The sequence below is a fragment of the Streptomyces sp. NPDC041713 genome (assembly GCF_055591085.1).
Genome location: NZ_JBVIZY010000004.1, coordinates 774788 through 789226 on the forward strand (window position 1 = coordinate 774788; position 14439 = coordinate 789226).

Annotated in this window: 12 protein-coding genes; 5 read left to right on the forward strand and 7 right to left on the reverse strand. The window is 75.0% G+C overall.

What is annotated here, in order from left to right:
• Nucleotides 1-46: 46 nt before the first annotated feature.
• The 3 genes from ACZ6CV_RS16365 to ACZ6CV_RS16375 form a co-directional block, all read right to left on the reverse strand.
• Nucleotides 47-1447: an amino acid permease gene (locus ACZ6CV_RS16365; protein WP_469251428.1), complete on the reverse strand. Its 1401-nt coding sequence runs from the start codon at nucleotides 1445-1447 to the stop codon at nucleotides 47-49.
• A gap of 83 nt (nucleotides 1448-1530) precedes the next feature.
• Nucleotides 1531-3609 (reverse strand): alkaline phosphatase family protein, encoded by a 2079-nt coding sequence (locus tag ACZ6CV_RS16370; RefSeq protein WP_469251496.1) that lies wholly within the window; start codon nucleotides 3607-3609, stop codon nucleotides 1531-1533.
• A gap of 219 nt (nucleotides 3610-3828) precedes the next feature.
• A complete protein-coding gene (locus ACZ6CV_RS16375; protein WP_362360410.1) occupies nucleotides 3829-4269 on the reverse strand; it encodes a hypothetical protein in 441 nt (146 codons plus the stop codon).
• 82 nt (nucleotides 4270-4351) lie between these two features.
• On the opposite strand from ACZ6CV_RS16375, the gene ACZ6CV_RS16380 reads away from it, so the two are divergent.
• The 3 genes from ACZ6CV_RS16380 (at nucleotide 4352) to ACZ6CV_RS16390 (ending at nucleotide 6856) form a co-directional block, all read left to right on the forward strand.
• Entirely contained in the window at nucleotides 4352-5128 is a 777-nt protein-coding gene (locus tag ACZ6CV_RS16380) for an MBL fold metallo-hydrolase (protein ID WP_469251429.1), read from the forward strand.
• Nucleotides 5129-5139: 11 nt separating this feature from the next.
• A complete protein-coding gene (locus tag ACZ6CV_RS16385) occupies nucleotides 5140-5745 on the forward strand; it encodes a DedA family protein (protein WP_469251430.1) in 606 nt (201 codons plus the stop codon).
• Nucleotides 5746-5905: 160 nt separating this feature from the next.
• Entirely contained in the window at nucleotides 5906-6856 is a 951-nt protein-coding gene (locus ACZ6CV_RS16390) for an SDR family NAD(P)-dependent oxidoreductase (RefSeq protein ID WP_469251431.1), read from the forward strand.
• Between the two features lie 46 nt (nucleotides 6857-6902).
• Here ACZ6CV_RS16390 and ACZ6CV_RS16395 read toward each other — a convergent pair whose 3' ends face one another.
• The 3 genes from ACZ6CV_RS16395 to ACZ6CV_RS16405 form a co-directional block, all read right to left on the reverse strand.
• Nucleotides 6903-7952, reverse strand: coding sequence for an MBL fold metallo-hydrolase (locus ACZ6CV_RS16395; RefSeq protein ID WP_469251432.1), 1050 nt, complete (start codon nucleotides 7950-7952; stop codon nucleotides 6903-6905).
• On the reverse strand, nucleotides 7949-9196 hold the full coding sequence (locus ACZ6CV_RS16400) for an aminotransferase class I/II-fold pyridoxal phosphate-dependent enzyme (protein ID WP_469251433.1): 1248 nt from the start codon (nucleotides 9194-9196) through the stop codon (nucleotides 7949-7951). The genes ACZ6CV_RS16395 and ACZ6CV_RS16400 overlap by 4 nt, the downstream gene beginning before the upstream one ends.
• 256 nt (nucleotides 9197-9452) lie before the next feature.
• A complete protein-coding gene (locus tag ACZ6CV_RS16405) occupies nucleotides 9453-10160 on the reverse strand; it encodes an ANTAR domain-containing response regulator (RefSeq protein ID WP_469251434.1) in 708 nt (235 codons plus the stop codon).
• 73 nt (nucleotides 10161-10233) lie between these two features.
• Between ACZ6CV_RS16405 and ACZ6CV_RS16410 the strand changes: the two genes are divergently transcribed.
• Nucleotides 10234-11364, forward strand: coding sequence for a PAS domain-containing protein (locus ACZ6CV_RS16410; RefSeq protein WP_469251435.1), 1131 nt, complete (start codon nucleotides 10234-10236; stop codon nucleotides 11362-11364).
• Between the two features lie 44 nt (nucleotides 11365-11408).
• On the opposite strand, the gene ACZ6CV_RS16415 is transcribed toward ACZ6CV_RS16410, so the two are convergent.
• The gene (locus ACZ6CV_RS16415; protein WP_469251436.1) at nucleotides 11409-12332 is read right to left on the reverse strand and encodes an RNA polymerase sigma factor SigF; all 924 of its coding nucleotides are present in this window, start codon (nucleotides 12330-12332) and stop codon (nucleotides 11409-11411) included.
• Between the two features lie 245 nt (nucleotides 12333-12577).
• Between ACZ6CV_RS16415 and ACZ6CV_RS16420 the strand changes: the two genes are divergently transcribed.
• Nucleotides 12578-14344, forward strand: coding sequence for a thiamine pyrophosphate-binding protein (locus tag ACZ6CV_RS16420; protein ID WP_469251437.1), 1767 nt, complete (start codon nucleotides 12578-12580; stop codon nucleotides 14342-14344).
• The last annotated feature ends 95 nt before the right edge of the window (nucleotides 14345-14439 follow it).

Genomic DNA, 14439 nt, shown 5'->3' on the forward strand with positions numbered 1-14439 from the left:
TAGGCCCGAACAGCAGTAGACCCGGCCAGCGGTAGGGAGGACCGGTTCAGTCGTTCGTCACGGTGGCGGCCCGCTGCTTGCGGGCCGCCATCCACGCGTACACGAGCACGCCCACGAAGAGGAACAGCACGCCCTGGTAGACGGCCGCGTAGCCGGAGCCCGCGACCAGCCACATGGAGAACGCGAACGCCGCGCCCGCGAGCACCGCGTCCCGCACCAGGCGCCCGCGCACGACACGCTCGCGCTGTCCGGAGACCAGGAAGTAGATCTGCGCGGCGGTGGCCAGGAGGTAGGGCACGGTCGCCGTGAACGTGGTGATGAGGACCAGGGACTCGAAGACCCCGCCGGAACCCGCCGTGTAGTTGTAGACGGTGAGCAGCGAGGCGAGGACGACGGTGACGAGCACACCGACGGTCGGCACCCCGCGCTTCTTCTTCCCGAACGCGCTCGGGAACAGCCCGTCCTGGGCGGCGGCGTACGGCGTCTGCGCGCTGAGCAGCGTCCAGCCGTTGAGGGCGCCGACCATCGAGACCAGCGCGGCGACGGCGACCGCGGTGCCGCCCCAGGAGCCGCCGAACATCGCGTCGACGGCGTCGGAGAAGGGCGCGGTGGAGCCCACCAGCTTGTCGTGCGCGACCGTCCCGAAGACGGCGAGCGTGCCGAGGAGGTAGACGAGGGCGACGCCCAGGGTGCCGAGAATGGTGGCGCGTCCGACGTTGCGCCGCGGGTCGCGCACCTCACCGGCGCTGACGGCCGCCGACTCGACGCCGAGGTAGGAGAAGAGCAGGATCGCGGCGGCGGCCGAGACCGCGCCCGTCGGGCTGTCGTCGCTCGCCTGGAAGGGACCGAGGTTGGCGCTGTCGAAGGAGAAGAGCCCGCCGACGGCGACGAGCAGCAGCGGCAGGAACTTCAGTACGGTGGCGACGAGTTGGACGGCACCGACGTACCGGGTGCCCGCGAAGTTGGCGAGGGCGGGCAGGAGTTGCAGGACCAGGGCGGCCACGCAGGCCGTCCACTTGTGGTCGCCGACGGGCAGCAGGACGTCGAGGTAGCCGACGGCGGCGACGGCCAGGGCCGCGTTCGAGACCCAGGTGGTGATCCAGTACGACCAGGCGGCCAGGAACCCGGCGAAGTCGCCGAAGGCGGCGCGGGCGTAGACGTAGGGGCCGCCGGTGCGCGGGTCGCGTTCGGCGAGCCGGCCGAAGACGAGCGCGAGGGCGATGGCCCCGGCGGTCAGGACGCCGAAGGCGACGAGGCTGATGGTGCCGAACGGGGCGACGGACGCCGGCAGCAGGAAGATGCCGCCGCCGATGATGTTCCCCATCACCAGGCAGGTGGCGATCGGCAGCCCGAACCTCCGGGCGTGCTTGCTGTGCGGCGCGGATTCCCCGGATTCCTGCTGGTCGGGGGCCGGAGCCGACGGTGCAACGGTTCCGGTGTCGTGCATGGGGTGGTGCGCCTCTCGTCGTGCCCGGCGCCCGGGATCGCCGGGCGGAAGACATGGTCGGGCACGCCCGGCGCTGCTCCAAATCAGCGCGTATTGTCCTGCGCCGCACGGTCGGGGACCGCAAAAGCTGTGTCGGCGGGCGGCTCGAACAGGGAATCGTTCGCCGGTACGGCCACGGGGATCTGCGGTCCCAGGTCCTCCCCCAGCCAGCGCCGCAGCACCCGGTGGACCTGTTCGGCGCCGACCGGTTCGGTGCCGTCCGGCGCCGGGTCGCCGAGCGCGAGCGGCGACAGCAGGAAGGGGCGGGCCTGCGCGCCGCCGAGGCCGCCGTGCGAGCCGATCTGCTCCTCGAAGGCGAGGACCTCGCCCTCCTCCGGGTCGTACCAGGAGTTGACCATGATGTCGGCGACGTGCGGGAAGCCGTCCGTGCGGCGCACGGCGTCCGCGGCGCCGGGCCCGAAGTCGGCGAGCGGCCCGAGGTCGGCGGAGTCCTCGTCCAGATGAACCTCGTCCAGGTGGACCTCGGCGCCGCGCGCCCCGAGCACGAGGGGCCCGCGCTCGGCGCTGCGGACGAGCAGGAAGCCGATGCCCGGATGGTTGGCGAGGGTCGCGAGCAGCGCCGGGTGACGCTGGTCGATCTCCTCGCGGGTCAGGCGGTGCGGCACGTCGGGGAAGGAGACGAGCCCGAGGTTGCCGGAGGCCAGCACGATCGGTTCGGCGCCGCGGGCCGGGCGGTGCTGGTCGGCGGCCTCCTCGACGGGCCGGCGCAGCGCGGCGCGCACCGCGGAGCGGGCCTCGGCGCCGCTGTGCGTGCGCTGCGCCTTGCGCGGCACGGGCAGCCCGCAGCCGGCCCGGACCAGGTCGCCGAGGGTGAGGCCGTAGCGGGCGCGGAACGTCTCGCCCGGACTCTGCCCGTGGTCGGAGAGCACCACGATCCGGTAGGCGCGCGGCGCGTGCTCCGCGACCTGGTCGAGGAGCGCGAGCGACCGGTCGAGGCGGCGCAGGACCTTGTCGACGTCCTTGCCGGCCGGCCCGGAGTGGTGCGCCACCTCGTCGTACGCGACGAGGTCGGCGTAGACCGCGCTGCGCCCGGCGAGCATGTCCCCGATGACGGCGGCGACCACGACGTCGCGCTCGACGACGGTCGCGAAGGCGCGGATGAAGGGGTACAGGCCGCCGCGGCCGACCCGCGGGCGGCGCCGCTTCAGCCGGGCGCCGGTGGACTCGCCGATCTCGCGGAAGACCTCGGCGACGAAGGAGAGGGCGGTGCGGACGGCGTTGGCGGGATCGGAGAAGTACGCGAAGTACCCGGCCCGGGAGCGGTTCTCCTTGCCGCGCCGGGCGGCGATCGACAGGACGAGGGCGAGCTGTTCGGCGCCGCCGCTGAAGAGGTTGCCGCGGCTGGCGCCGTCGACGGTGAGGAGCCCGCCGTCGCCGGTCCGTTCCACGGCCCTGCGCTGCAGTTCGGCGGCGGAGGCGGGCCGGTTGCTGACCATGACCTCGCCGGTGTCCTTCTCGTACCAGCGGAACGCGGGCACGTCGTGGTTGGAGCCGTGCAGGATGCCGAGCTGGCTGGCGCCGGTCTGGCTGGACCAGTCGGTGCGCCAGGGGGTGAGGCGGTGCGAGGCGGTTCCCGTCGGCCCCTTGCCCAGCCAGCGCGCGACGGTGGGCATGACGTCCCGGTCGACGGCCGAGGTCAGCACGTCGTGTCCGACGCCGTCGAGCTGGATGAACACGGTGCCGGGCGTGGTGGGGCCCGGGCTGCCGTCGGGGCCGCGCCTGCGGCGGCGGTCGGCGAGGCGGTACAGCCGTCGCCGGTAGGCGTCGTCGTCCCGTACGGCGAGGGCGCCACCGGTGGCCGACGCGACGGCGGACATCACGGCGGCCACGACCACGGCGGTCTCGGCGCCCGCCTCCCCGCGGCCCTCCGGGATGAGGCTCAGGGCGAGCAGGAACAGCGACCCGTTGAGGAAGAAGGCGAGCAGGCCGAGGACCAGGGCGGGCACGAGCAGCAGGGCCCGTACGAGCAGCGGCCACACCAGGACGGACAGCAGACCGAAGGCGCCGGCGCCGAGGGCGGCGGTCATGGCGATGCGGGTGGCGCTGTCGCCGGAGTCCGCCTGGAGCTTGAAGTCCGGCAGGATGCCGGCGAGCACGAGCATCGTGAGCGTACTGACGGCCCATACGGCGGCCACGCGCCACAGCGCGCTGCCGAGTCTCCGCCATCGCCCTTGCCCCACGCCGCGCCCCTTCACGTTTCCCCCGCAACCGGAGACCAGCGTGTCATACCCGTCGATCGCCCCGGCGCGGAGTAGTACCGGGCGCGGAGCGAGGCGGCCCGGCGCAGGAGTCTGGAACACGGCGCGGGCGAGGGGGCCCGGTCAGCGGCCGTCGTACCCCGCCGTCGGCATCGAAAGGCGCCGGTGCACCCGTGCCTTCATCTGGGAGTCGTACGCGGGCTCGGCGAGCCCCGCCGTCTCGACCCGCACCCCGCGCCGCGCGCACTCCGTGGTGAACTCGTCCGCCGACCGCAGCGCCCGCTCCAGGACCCTGCGGCTGGGCACCACGAAGAGGTCCACGAGGCCCGCGTCGACGTCGTCCCACAGCATGGCGTGGTCGGCGCGCAGTCCCCGTACGACGAGTTCGCGGGTGATCACGTAGCCCTGCTCGGCCGCCCACCGCGCGCACATCGCGTGCTGGCTGCGCGAGTCGACCAGGAACGGGTCGGCGTCGAGCTCGGCCAGGGGCGTCAGGCTGGCGATGGCGGCGACGCGCAGGGCGCCGACCGCGGTGCCGGCACCGGCCCCCACGACATCTCCCATGGCGTCCCCTCACCCTCGGCGTAGGCCGCCGACCCTACTCCTGGCCGTAGGCTCGGAGACAGTCGCACGAAGGAGGAACCGGGTGCCCGTCGAGGTCACATGGTGGGGTCATGCCACATGCACGGTCGAGGACTCGGGTGTCCGCGTCCTGACCGACCCCCTGTTCGCCCGTCGCCTCGCCCATCTGCGCCGGCGCAGAGGCGCGCTGCCGCCGCCGGAGGCGGCCGTCGCCGACGTGGTGCTCCTGTCGCATCTGCACGCCGACCACCTCCACGTGCCCTCGCTCGCCCGGCTCGTGCCGGGCACCCGTGCGCTGGTCCCGCGCGGGGCGGCGCGTGCCGTGCCCGGTCTGGCCCGCAGGCTGCCCCACCTCCGCTTCACCGAGGTCGCGCCGGGCGACGAGGTCCCGGTCGGCGACGTCGTCGTCCGCGTGGTGTCCGCGCTGCACGACGGGCGGCGGCTGCCCGTCGGCCCGCACCGTTCGCCGGCCCTCGGCTTCGTCGTGGCGGGCGAGGCGCGCACGTACTTCGCCGGGGACACCGGGTTGTTCGACGGGATGGCCGAAGAGGTCGGCGACGTCGACGTGGCGCTGCTGCCGGTCGGCGGCTGGGGCCCGTACCTGGGCCAGGGGCATCTGGACGCGGGCCGGGCCGCGGAGGCGCTGGCCAGGATCGCGCCGCGCAGCGCGGTCCCGGTGCACTACGGAACGTACTGGCCGATCGGCATGGACGCGGTGCGCCCGCACGAATTCCACGCCCCGGGCCATGAGTTCGTCCGGCAGGCGGCACGGCTCGCCGCCGACGTGACGGTGCACCGGCTCGCGCACGGGGAGAGCGTGCTGCCGGAGGTGGCCCGGTGATACCCGACGCGGTGACGCAGATCCCTCCGGAGGGCACCCAGCAGGCGCTCGGCTATCCGTCGCTCTTCCTCCTCGTGGTGATCGGCGCGCTGGTCCCGGTGGTGCCGACGGGCGCGCTGGTCAGCTCGGCGGCGGTGGTCGCCGTCCACCAGACGGCGCCGTTCTCGCTGCTCCTCGTCTTCGGTGTGGCGGCGTTCGCGGCGTTCCTCGGGGACGTCGCCCTGTACTGGCTGGGGCGGCGCGGCATGCGGTCTAAGAACGGGTCGCGCTGGCTGGCGGCGATCCGGGACCGGGCGCCGGAGGAGCGGCTGGCGCAGGCGCAGGCCAAGCTGAAGGACCACGGCGTGATGGTCCTGGTGCTGTCGCGGCTCGTCCCGGCCGGACGGATCCCGGTGATGCTGGCCTGCCTGATGGCGAAGATGCCGCTGCGTCAGTTCGCCCGCGGCGACATCCCGGCGTGCCTGGCGTGGGCGGTGACGTACCAGCTCATCGGCATCCTCGGCGGCTCCCTCTTCAAGGAACCGTGGGAGGGCGTCGCGGTGGCGGTCGTCCTGACGGTCCTGATCAGCGTGGCGCCCGCGGTGTGGCGCAAGGTACGGGGGGCGCCGGCGCACTAGCGCCTCTCGTCGGACTCCGCGGTCCTGTGCGCGGTGTCGGGTGTCTGTCGGTGGCTTCCCGGACCTGTCGGTCGTCTGTCGGTGGCGGATGTGATCTTGGGGGCGTGGGTGTTCCGTCGGGGCACCCCGCACGCCGACCGAGCACGAGGAGTCCGCCATCATGTCGTCCATCGCCCGGCACCGACCGTGGGACGTAGACCGGTTGCCGTCCGCCCGAGAGCGCGTGTTCCTCGTCACCGGGGGCAACGCCGGGATCGGCTACTTCACCGCCGAGCAGCTCGCCGGCACCGGCGCCCTCGTCGTGCTCGGCAGCCGGGACGACGCGAAGGCCGAGGCGGCCATGGCCTCGATCCGCTCCCGGGTGCCCGGCGCGCGGGTGCGCCACCTCCGCCTCGACCTCGCCGACCTGTCGTCCCTCAAGGGTTCCGTGGACCGGCTGGGCCTCGACCGGCTCGACGCGGTCGTCCACAACGCGGGCGTCGCGCTCGACGATCCGCCGCGCCGCGAGACGAGGGACGGCCACGAGCTGATGTTCGGCACCAACCACCTGGGCCACTTCGCCCTCACCGGATGGCTCGCGCCCCTCCTGCGCGCCGCCCCGGCCGCCCGGGTCGTGACCGTGGGGAGCTTCGCGGCGCGCTCCGAACGCCTCGACCCGGACGATCTGCAGTCGGCCAGGGACTACCGCCCCAAGCGCACCTACGGCCGGTCGAAGCTGGCGCAGATGCACTTCGGCTTCGAACTCGACCGGCGGCTGCGCGCCACCGGGAGCACGGTGCTCAGTCTGGTGGCCCACCCCGGCGGCGCGCTGGACTCCCTCACGCCCGCCCGCCCGCCGGTCCACCAGGTCTCCCCCGGCGCCCGGCTGCGGGCCGCGCCCGCCGGGCTCATGGTGCAGGGCAAGGACGCCGGGGCGTGGCCGGTCGTCCGCGCCGTGCTCGACCCCGAGGCCGAGGGCGGGCAGCTGTGGGGCCCGCGCGTCTTCGGGCTGCGGGGCCTGCCGCGGTGCGAGCCCGTCCCCGAGCACATGCGGGACACGGCCGTCGCCGCCCGGCTGTGGGCGGCCAGTGCCGAACTGACCGGCGCGGACCCGCATCTCGGGTTCCGGTAGAGGGAGGGTAGGGGCGGGCCCGCCGCCCACGCACGTATCCGTTCGCTCACGCGAGGACCCGTGACGCCCCCACCGGCAGGTCCCACAGATCCTCGCGGGGGCGTCCCGTCTGCTCCCAGGCCGCCCGCACCCGGGTGAGCGGTTCGAGCACGGGCTCGGCCGAGAGCAGGAACGTGCCCCAGTGCATCGGCGCCATCCGGCGCGCGCCCAGGTCGGTCGCCGCGCGGACGGCCTCCTCCGGGTCGCAGTGGACGTCCCTGAGCCACCAGCGCGGCTCGTACGCGCCGATCGGCAGGAGCGCGAGATCGATGCCGGGGTAGCGGGCGCCGATCCGCTCGAACCAGTGGCCGTACCCGGTGTCGCCCGCGAAGTAGACCCGTTGGCCCTGCGCGTCGGTGAGCACCCAACCGCCCCACAGCGTCCGGCAGGTGTCGAGGAGGGACCGCTTCGACCAGTGGTGGGCGGGCACGAAGTCGAAGCGCACACCGCGCAGTTCGGCGCTCTCCCACCAGTCGAGCTCGGTGACGTGGGTGAAGCGGCGCCGGGTGAACCAGCGTGCGAGGCCGGCGGGCGCGAAGACCGGGGTGTTTCTGGGGAGCCGGTTCAGCGTCGGCGCGTCCAGGTGGTCGTAGTGGTTGTGGCTGATGACGACCGCGTCGACGGGCGGCAGGGCGCTCCAGGCGACGCCGACGGGGGTGACACGGGCCGGGGTGCCGAGGATCTTGCGGGACCAGACGGGGTCCGTGAGCACGGTGAGGCCGCCGATGCGGACGACCCAACTGGCGTGCCCCGCCCAGGTGACGGCGACGGTGCGGGCGTCGACACGCGGCAGTGGGCCGGGGTCGAAGGGCAGCCGCCGGATGTCGGCGAGGCCCTCGGCACGCGGCCGCAGCGCGCCCTCGCGCGCGAACCTGGCGAGTCCGCGCAGCCCGGGCAGGGGCGCGGTGAGCCGGTCGGCGAAGGACCTGGGCCACGCCCGGGTGTCTCGGGGCGGGCGCGGCGGTGCGGGTGCGGCGGTGGACACGTCCAACAGGCCGGGCCCGTCGGAGACATGGGGCAGCCGACCGTCTTCCTGCGGCTGTGCCTGCTGGGTCATCGAGGAGGCTCCCTTCGCTCGGCGGCTGCGCGGAGGTCGTCGAAGGCGGCGGTGAAGGTGCGCAACGCCCGTTGTACGTGCGGCAGTTCCAGCGGGTCCGGCGCGGCGAGCGACGCCAGGCGCTCCGCCTCGGTCGCGCCGAGGAGCGGTCCCGTGGACAGCCGTACGCGCAGGGCGTCGATGTCGTCGCCGAAGCGGTGGCCACCGGGCGCGGGCATGCCGAGCCGGGCGGTGAGGAAGTCCTCCAGGTCCTGCGCGTCACCGACGCCGCGCGCGGCGAGCACGGAGCGCAGGGGGCCGAGGTCCGCGTACAGGTGGCGGCCCGCCTGCGGGGGCCGGGCCAGGACGCCCGCGCCGAGCAGCGCGCGGTGTGCGGCGGCGGCCACGCGCGCGTGCAGGCGGACGGCGGCGGCGAGCCGCCCGGTGACCTCGTCCGGCTCGCCGAGCGCGTACGCCGCCGCTGCCGCGGCCGGGGCGGCGAGGGTCGCGCCGAGCGCGGTGAGGACGTCGAGGGTGCGGGCGCCCAGGGCGGCGCCCGCAGCGGTCGCGGGGAAGCGGGCGACGGCGGCGGGCAGCGCCGGCGGGAGCAGCGACCCGGCGAGGTCGCACAGGACGGTCACCCGCTCGTGGTCCATCTCGGCGGGGCCGACGAGGACGGTGTCGTGGGGGTGGTGCAGGCTGTCGCGCCAGGTCTCGTCGCTGACGACGTGCAGCCCCTCGTCGGCGGCCGCCTCCACGGCCTCGTGCAGCACTTCGGGGGGCGGCACGGTGGCGGTCGGGTCGTCGGCCACGGAGAGCACCAGGAGCCGGGGGTGCCCGCCCTCGGCGCGGACCCGGCGGACGGTCTCCAGGAGGGCGTACGGGTCGGGGACACCGCCGCACTCCGCCGGGGTCGGCACGTGGTAGACCGCGCTGCCGAGCAGCCGCGCCTGCGGCGCCCACCAGGCGGGGCAGGGCCGGGGCAGCAGGACGTCGCCGCCTAGCGCCGCACCGAGGGCGAGCAGCAGGGGCGGGGCGCCGGGCGCGGCGGCGATGCTCTCGCGCTCCACGGGCAGGCCGCGCCGGTCCCAGTAGCCGCTCGCGGCGTCCAGGAGCGCGGGCCCGCCGCCCGGGGGCTCGGCGGCGGAGCGGCCCGCGACCGCGGCGGCGGCCGCCGCCACCTCGGGCAGGACCGGGAGGCCGGGCTCCGGCGCGGGCGGCCCGTACCGGACGGGGCCGTGGCCCTCCGTGTCCGTCCGCCTCATCCGTACCTCCGTGCACTCGTGTGACGGTGTCCTCATGCCCCGTGGGCCGGTGCGTACCCAGGACCGCCGGGACATCGCCGTACCTGCCCATCACAACGCGGCGCCTTCCCGCGCGCCCGCGCTGGCCCCCGCCCGGGTGAGCGTTCCGCGGGCCCGCGCGGCCGGTGGAGCAGGCACGGGAAGGGCCCGGACCTGGCCGTTTCCGACCGGTCCGGGCCCTGAAAGCGCTGCCCCCTGTGCGGCTGCCTCGGCGTTCTCAGCGCCCCAGCGAGACCAGCTCGCGCTCCAGTCCGCGCCCCTTCGTCTCGACCAGCGCGGCCGCGACGTCCGCGAGCTTGCGGTTGGTGGCCTGGGAGATCCGCCGCAGCACCCCGAACGCGACGTCGGCGTCGCAGCCGAGGACGTGCATGACGATCCCCGACGCCTGGTCCACGACGGGCCGGGTCCGCAGGGCCGCGCCGAGCTGGTCCAGCTCGGTCAGCGCGGCGCGGTAGTGCCGGTCGCGGACGAAACTCGTGGTGGCGAAGGAGCCGAGGGCCTGCGCGGGCCCGTACCGGGTCTCGTCGAAGGCGCCCGGGTGGAAGCTGAACAGGGTCAGGGTGACGGTGAGGCCGCCGCGCAGGAACGGCAGGGTGACGCAGGACCGTACGCCGGAGTCGAGGGCCAGCGCCCGGTAATCGGGCCACCGTTCGTCCCGCAGCAGGTCCTCGGAGCCGACCACCGTGCCGCTCTCCTCCGCGGCGGGGACCGGTCCGTCGCCCGAGCGCAGCTGCACCGCGAGGAGACCGGCGAGGTCCGGGTGGGTGACCGCGGCCGGGTGCTCTCCGCCCAGGTCGGAAACGGTCGTGCCGGCGCCGCAGCAGGCGGGTGTGCAGCGGACGGCCTGTTCGGCGAGTTCGGACAGCCTGCGGCCGGGCAGGGACGACTCAGGCCGCAGCAGGTCCGGATCCGGCAAGGGAGCCATGGCGTCTCCTCCTCTCCTCTTCGGCTTCCCGGCAAGGCCTCCGGAAAACGGTCGCAGCCGTTAGGTTCGACCCATGTCCCACATGGAGGAGTTCGGTGAAGACCTCGCGGATTTTGTGCGTCGTATCGCCGAGTTGAAGTCGGCCCGCTCCGTCCCCACGGGTGACCTCAGCACCGTGCTCGACGCGGCGCTCTTCGAACTCGACCACGTCGCCGACCAGTTGTGGCCCACGTACGAACGCCTCGCGGTCAACGGGCAGTGGGACAACGCCACGTCGGACCGGGACGAGCAGCGGCTGCTGCGGGCGCTGTTCCAGCGGATGCCGCTGCCGGTCGCGCTGATGGACAGGGAGACCGTGGTCCGGCGGATGAACTTCGCCGCGACCGGTCTCACCGGGGTCCGCGCCGGGTACGCGACGGGCCGGCCGCTCGCCGGGTTCCTGGTCCACGCCGACCGGGTCGCCTTCCGTTCGCAGACCGCGGCGGTCGCCCGCGGCGAGGGCGACCGGAGCCTCAACGTCCATCTCCAGCGGAGCCCCGGCACCCCGGTGCGCGCCACGCTCACGGCACTGCGCCCCGGCGCCGAGCCGCGCACCGCGGTGCTCGTCGTGCTGCAGCCGTCGGGTGGGCGCGCCGAGCGGCTGCCGAGCACCACCGGCCCCACCCCCAACCTCGGCGAGGCGACCCGGCACGCCGCGCAGCTCGACCTCGCCGACGCGATGACGGCGGCCCTGCTCACCGCGCCCGCCGGGGACCGCGCGGCCGTCCTCGAACGGGCGGCGGAGGTGCTGCACGGGCGGTTCGCGGACTGGGTGATCGCCGACGAGGGCGCGGCGCGGCTGCGGCGCGTGACGGTCCTCGGACCGCGGGACGCGCCGGCCGACGACGTCCTGGCGCAGGACCCCGCCGCGTGCCCCCTCGTCGTGGAGGCGGCGCGCGGCGGGGCGGCCTCGCTGCAGGTGCGCCCGGACGACCCGGACGCCTTCGGCAGGGACGCGTCCGGCGCGCACGTCCTGGTGCGCGCCGAGGTCACCTCTCTGCTGTGCGTGCCGCTGACCGCCCACCGGCACGGGCCGGTGGAGGGCGTCCTCACGCTCTTCCGCAGCGGCCCGCGCCTCGCCTTCTCGATGGCGGAGGCGCGGGCCGTCGACGTGATGTCCCGGCACATGGCGCTCGCCCTGCGCCGCGGCGGCGCCGCACCCTGAGCCTGGTTCCGCGGACCCGGAGCGCCCGGGCCCGCGCCCGGGGGTCAGGCGGCGTCCCGCATGACCTGGTCGCGCAGCCGGTCGCAGCAGCGGCTGATGAGCCGTGAGACGTGCATCTGCGAGATGCCCATCTCGTCGGCGATGCGGCTCTGCGTCATGTCGCCGAAGAACCGCATGTAGAGGATGGTGCGTTCGCGCTCGGGCAGCTGGGCGATGCGGGGCTTGACGGCCTCGCGGTCGACGACGATGTCGAGCGCGTGGTCGGGTCCGCCCAGGGCGTCGCTCAGCGAGTAGCCGTCCTCGCTGCCCGGGAGTTCGGCGTCGAGGGAGAGCGCGGTGAAGCTGTCCAGGGCCTCCAGGCCGGCCTTCGCGTCCTCCTCGCTCATCTGCGCGTGTTCGGCGATCTCGGCGACGGTCGGGGCGTGCCCGGAGGCGGTCTGGGAGAGGTCCTGGCGCGCGAACCGCACCCGGTTACGCAGGTCCTGGACGCGGCGCGGCACGTGCAGGGTCCACATGTGGTCGCGGAAGTGCCGCTTGATCTCACCGGTGATGGTGGGCACGGCGTAGCTCTCGAAGGCGGTGCCGCGCCGGGCGTCGTAGCGGTCGACGGCCTTCACCAGGCCGAGGGCCGCCACCTGGCGCAGGTCGTCGAGGGCCTCGCCGCGGTTGCGGAACCGGCCGGCGAGGCGCTCGGCCATGGGGAGCCAGGCCTGGACGATCTCCTTGCGCAGGGCGTCCCGTTCGGCGCCGGGCGCCAGGTCGACGAGGCGCTCGAAGGCCTCCACGGTGTCGGGGGCGTCGTCGTGCGGGTGACGCTTGGTCCGCGCGGGGAGCGCGGCGCCGGTGGCCACGCGCGCGGGGGCCGCGGTGCGGGCCGTCCCGGCGGGGGCCGTGGGGGCGGTCGTCCGCGTGACCACGGCGGTGCCGGACGTCCTGTGGGGTACTGCCGTGCTGGTGTGGGATCGCATGGTGCGTCGCAACTCCCTCGTGGGTGCCTTGGGTGGACGGTCACCGTGGGAGCGCGTGCGCGTCGGACCACGACGGGGCACACCCGGGAGGAGTGACGCGGTCACTCCCACGGACGTGCCTCCGGTCCGAAGCACTCTCCTCCGCCTGCCCCCGGCTCTCCGCGACAAACGCCCCGAGGTTTCCCGCCGGTTGCTCGGGACACCCGGACTGATCCGACTCCGGCACCGCCCGGAGGTTTCCCGTCATGAGTGCCAAGGTCGTCGACCACGTCCTGGAACGCCTGCGCGCCCGGGGCGTCGAGCGGGTCTTCGGCTGTCCGGGTGACGGCGATGACGGTCTGCTCGCCGCGTGGGGCGGGGTCGGGGAGCTGCCGGGCCTGGTGCGGGCGCGGCACGAGGAGGCGGCCGCGCTCGAAGCGGTGGGGTACGCCAAGTGCGGCGACCGGCTCGGGGTGTGCGTGGCGGAGTGGGGCCCCGGCGCCGCCCACCTCCTGGCCGGTCTGTACGACGCGAAGGCCGACCGTGTGCCGGTCCTCGCCCTGGTCAGCCGTACGGGCCACGCCGCGCCGGGCGGCGCGTACCGTCCCGAGGCCGATCCGCACGCCCTCTTCGCGGACGTGGCGGGCGAGTTCGTGGAGACGGTGACGGCGCCCGAGCAGCTGCCGGACGTCATCGACCGGGCGATCAGCACCGCGTACACACACCGCTGCCCCACGGTGGTGATCCTCCCGAGCGACGTCCAGGAGCCGGACCACTCCCGTCCCGGCCACGCGCCCGACCCGGCCCTCGCCGACACCGGGACGCCCCTGCCCTCGCCGGACGCGCTGCGCCGGGTCGCGAAGGTTTTCAACGCCGGTGAGCGGGCCGCGATCCTCGTCGGCCAGGGCGCGAGGGAAGCGCGCGCCGAGGTCGAGGAGCTCGCCGGACTCCTGGGCGCGGGCGTGGTGAAGACGCTGCTCGGCAAGGACGTGCTGAGCGACGAGCTTCCGTACGTCACCGGCGTGCTCGGCCCGCAGGGCACCCGCCCCGGCTACGAGCTGATGCGCGACTGCGACACGCTCCTGACCATCGGGGCCGGCCGCCCCCACCCGGACTTCCTGCCGGAACCGGGCAAGGCGCGCTCCGTGCGGATCGACACCGACCCACGGGAGGGCGGGGCGCATTCCGCGTACGAGTACCCGTACGAGGAGGTCGTCGTCGGCGACGCGCGGGCGACGTTGCGCGCACTGATCCCGCTGATCGACGAGGAGCGCCGCTCCGTCAGCCGCGAGTGGGAAGACGAGATCTGTGCCGGCGTCAGGCGCTGGGACGCGGTCCTCGCCCACCGGGCCGGACTCGACGCGGACCCCCTGCATCCGGAGCACGTGGCGCGCGCCCTGGACCCGCTGCTGCCCGACGACGCGGTCATCACCTGCGACACGGGCCCGGTGGCGACCTGGTACGCACGCCATCTCAGGCTGCGCGGCACCATGCGCGCCTCACTGTCCGGCACGCTCGCCGTGCCGGGCTGCGCGGTGCCGTACGCGATCGGGGCGAAGTTCGCGCATCCGGACCGGCCCGTCCTCGCCCTGGTGGGCGACGGTGCGATGCGCAGGGGCGGCATGGCGGAGCTCGTCACCGCCGCCGAGAACCGCCACGGCTGGGACGATCCGCGGCTCGTCGTGGGCGTGTGGAACGACGCGTCCGACGTGCCCTACGCGGAGTTCGCCCGCTTGCTCGGCCTGACCGGCATCCGGGTGGACCGGCCCGAGGACGTCGCCGATGCCTGGCGTGCGGGACTCGACGCGCCGGGCCCCGCGCTCGTGGAGTTCCGCACCGACCCCGCGGTGCCGCCGCTCCCGCCGCACGCGACGTGGGAGCAGGTGGAGGCCGCTGCGGCCGCGCTCCTCAAGGGGGACGCGGGCGCGGTGGCGGCGGTGCGGCAGGGGTTGAAGGCGAAGGTGCAGGAGTTCCTGCCGGGCGTGGGCCGGCCGGGTGACGACGGCGGCGCACGGGAGAGCGACGGGCACTGAACCTCCGCGACCTGCCGAGGCATAGGCCGTTGACGCAGGGGTACGCGCCGACATCACCACGACGAACGTACGACGGACGCAGGCAGGAAGGGGCT

Coding starts and splice junctions, on each gene's coding strand:
- ACZ6CV_RS16365 (WP_469251428.1), bottom strand. CDS start 1,447: ATGCACGACACCGGAACCGTTGCACCGTCGGCTCCGGCCCCCGACCAG.
- ACZ6CV_RS16370 (WP_469251496.1), bottom strand. CDS start 3,609: ATGCTCGTGCTCGCCGGCATCCTGCCGGACTTCAAGCTCCAGGCGGAC.
- ACZ6CV_RS16375 (WP_362360410.1), bottom strand. CDS start 4,269: ATGGGAGATGTCGTGGGGGCCGGTGCCGGCACCGCGGTCGGCGCCCTG.
- ACZ6CV_RS16390 (WP_469251431.1), top strand. CDS start 5,906: ATGTCGTCCATCGCCCGGCACCGACCGTGGGACGTAGACCGGTTGCCG.
- ACZ6CV_RS16395 (WP_469251432.1), bottom strand. CDS start 7,952: ATGACCCAGCAGGCACAGCCGCAGGAAGACGGTCGGCTGCCCCATGTC.
- ACZ6CV_RS16400 (WP_469251433.1), bottom strand. CDS start 9,196: ATGAGGCGGACGGACACGGAGGGCCACGGCCCCGTCCGGTACGGGCCG.
- ACZ6CV_RS16405 (WP_469251434.1), bottom strand. CDS start 10,160: ATGGCTCCCTTGCCGGATCCGGACCTGCTGCGGCCTGAGTCGTCCCTG.
- ACZ6CV_RS16410 (WP_469251435.1), top strand. CDS start 10,234: ATGTCCCACATGGAGGAGTTCGGTGAAGACCTCGCGGATTTTGTGCGT.
- ACZ6CV_RS16415 (WP_469251436.1), bottom strand. CDS start 12,332: ATGCGATCCCACACCAGCACGGCAGTACCCCACAGGACGTCCGGCACC.
- ACZ6CV_RS16420 (WP_469251437.1), top strand. CDS start 12,578: ATGAGTGCCAAGGTCGTCGACCACGTCCTGGAACGCCTGCGCGCCCGG.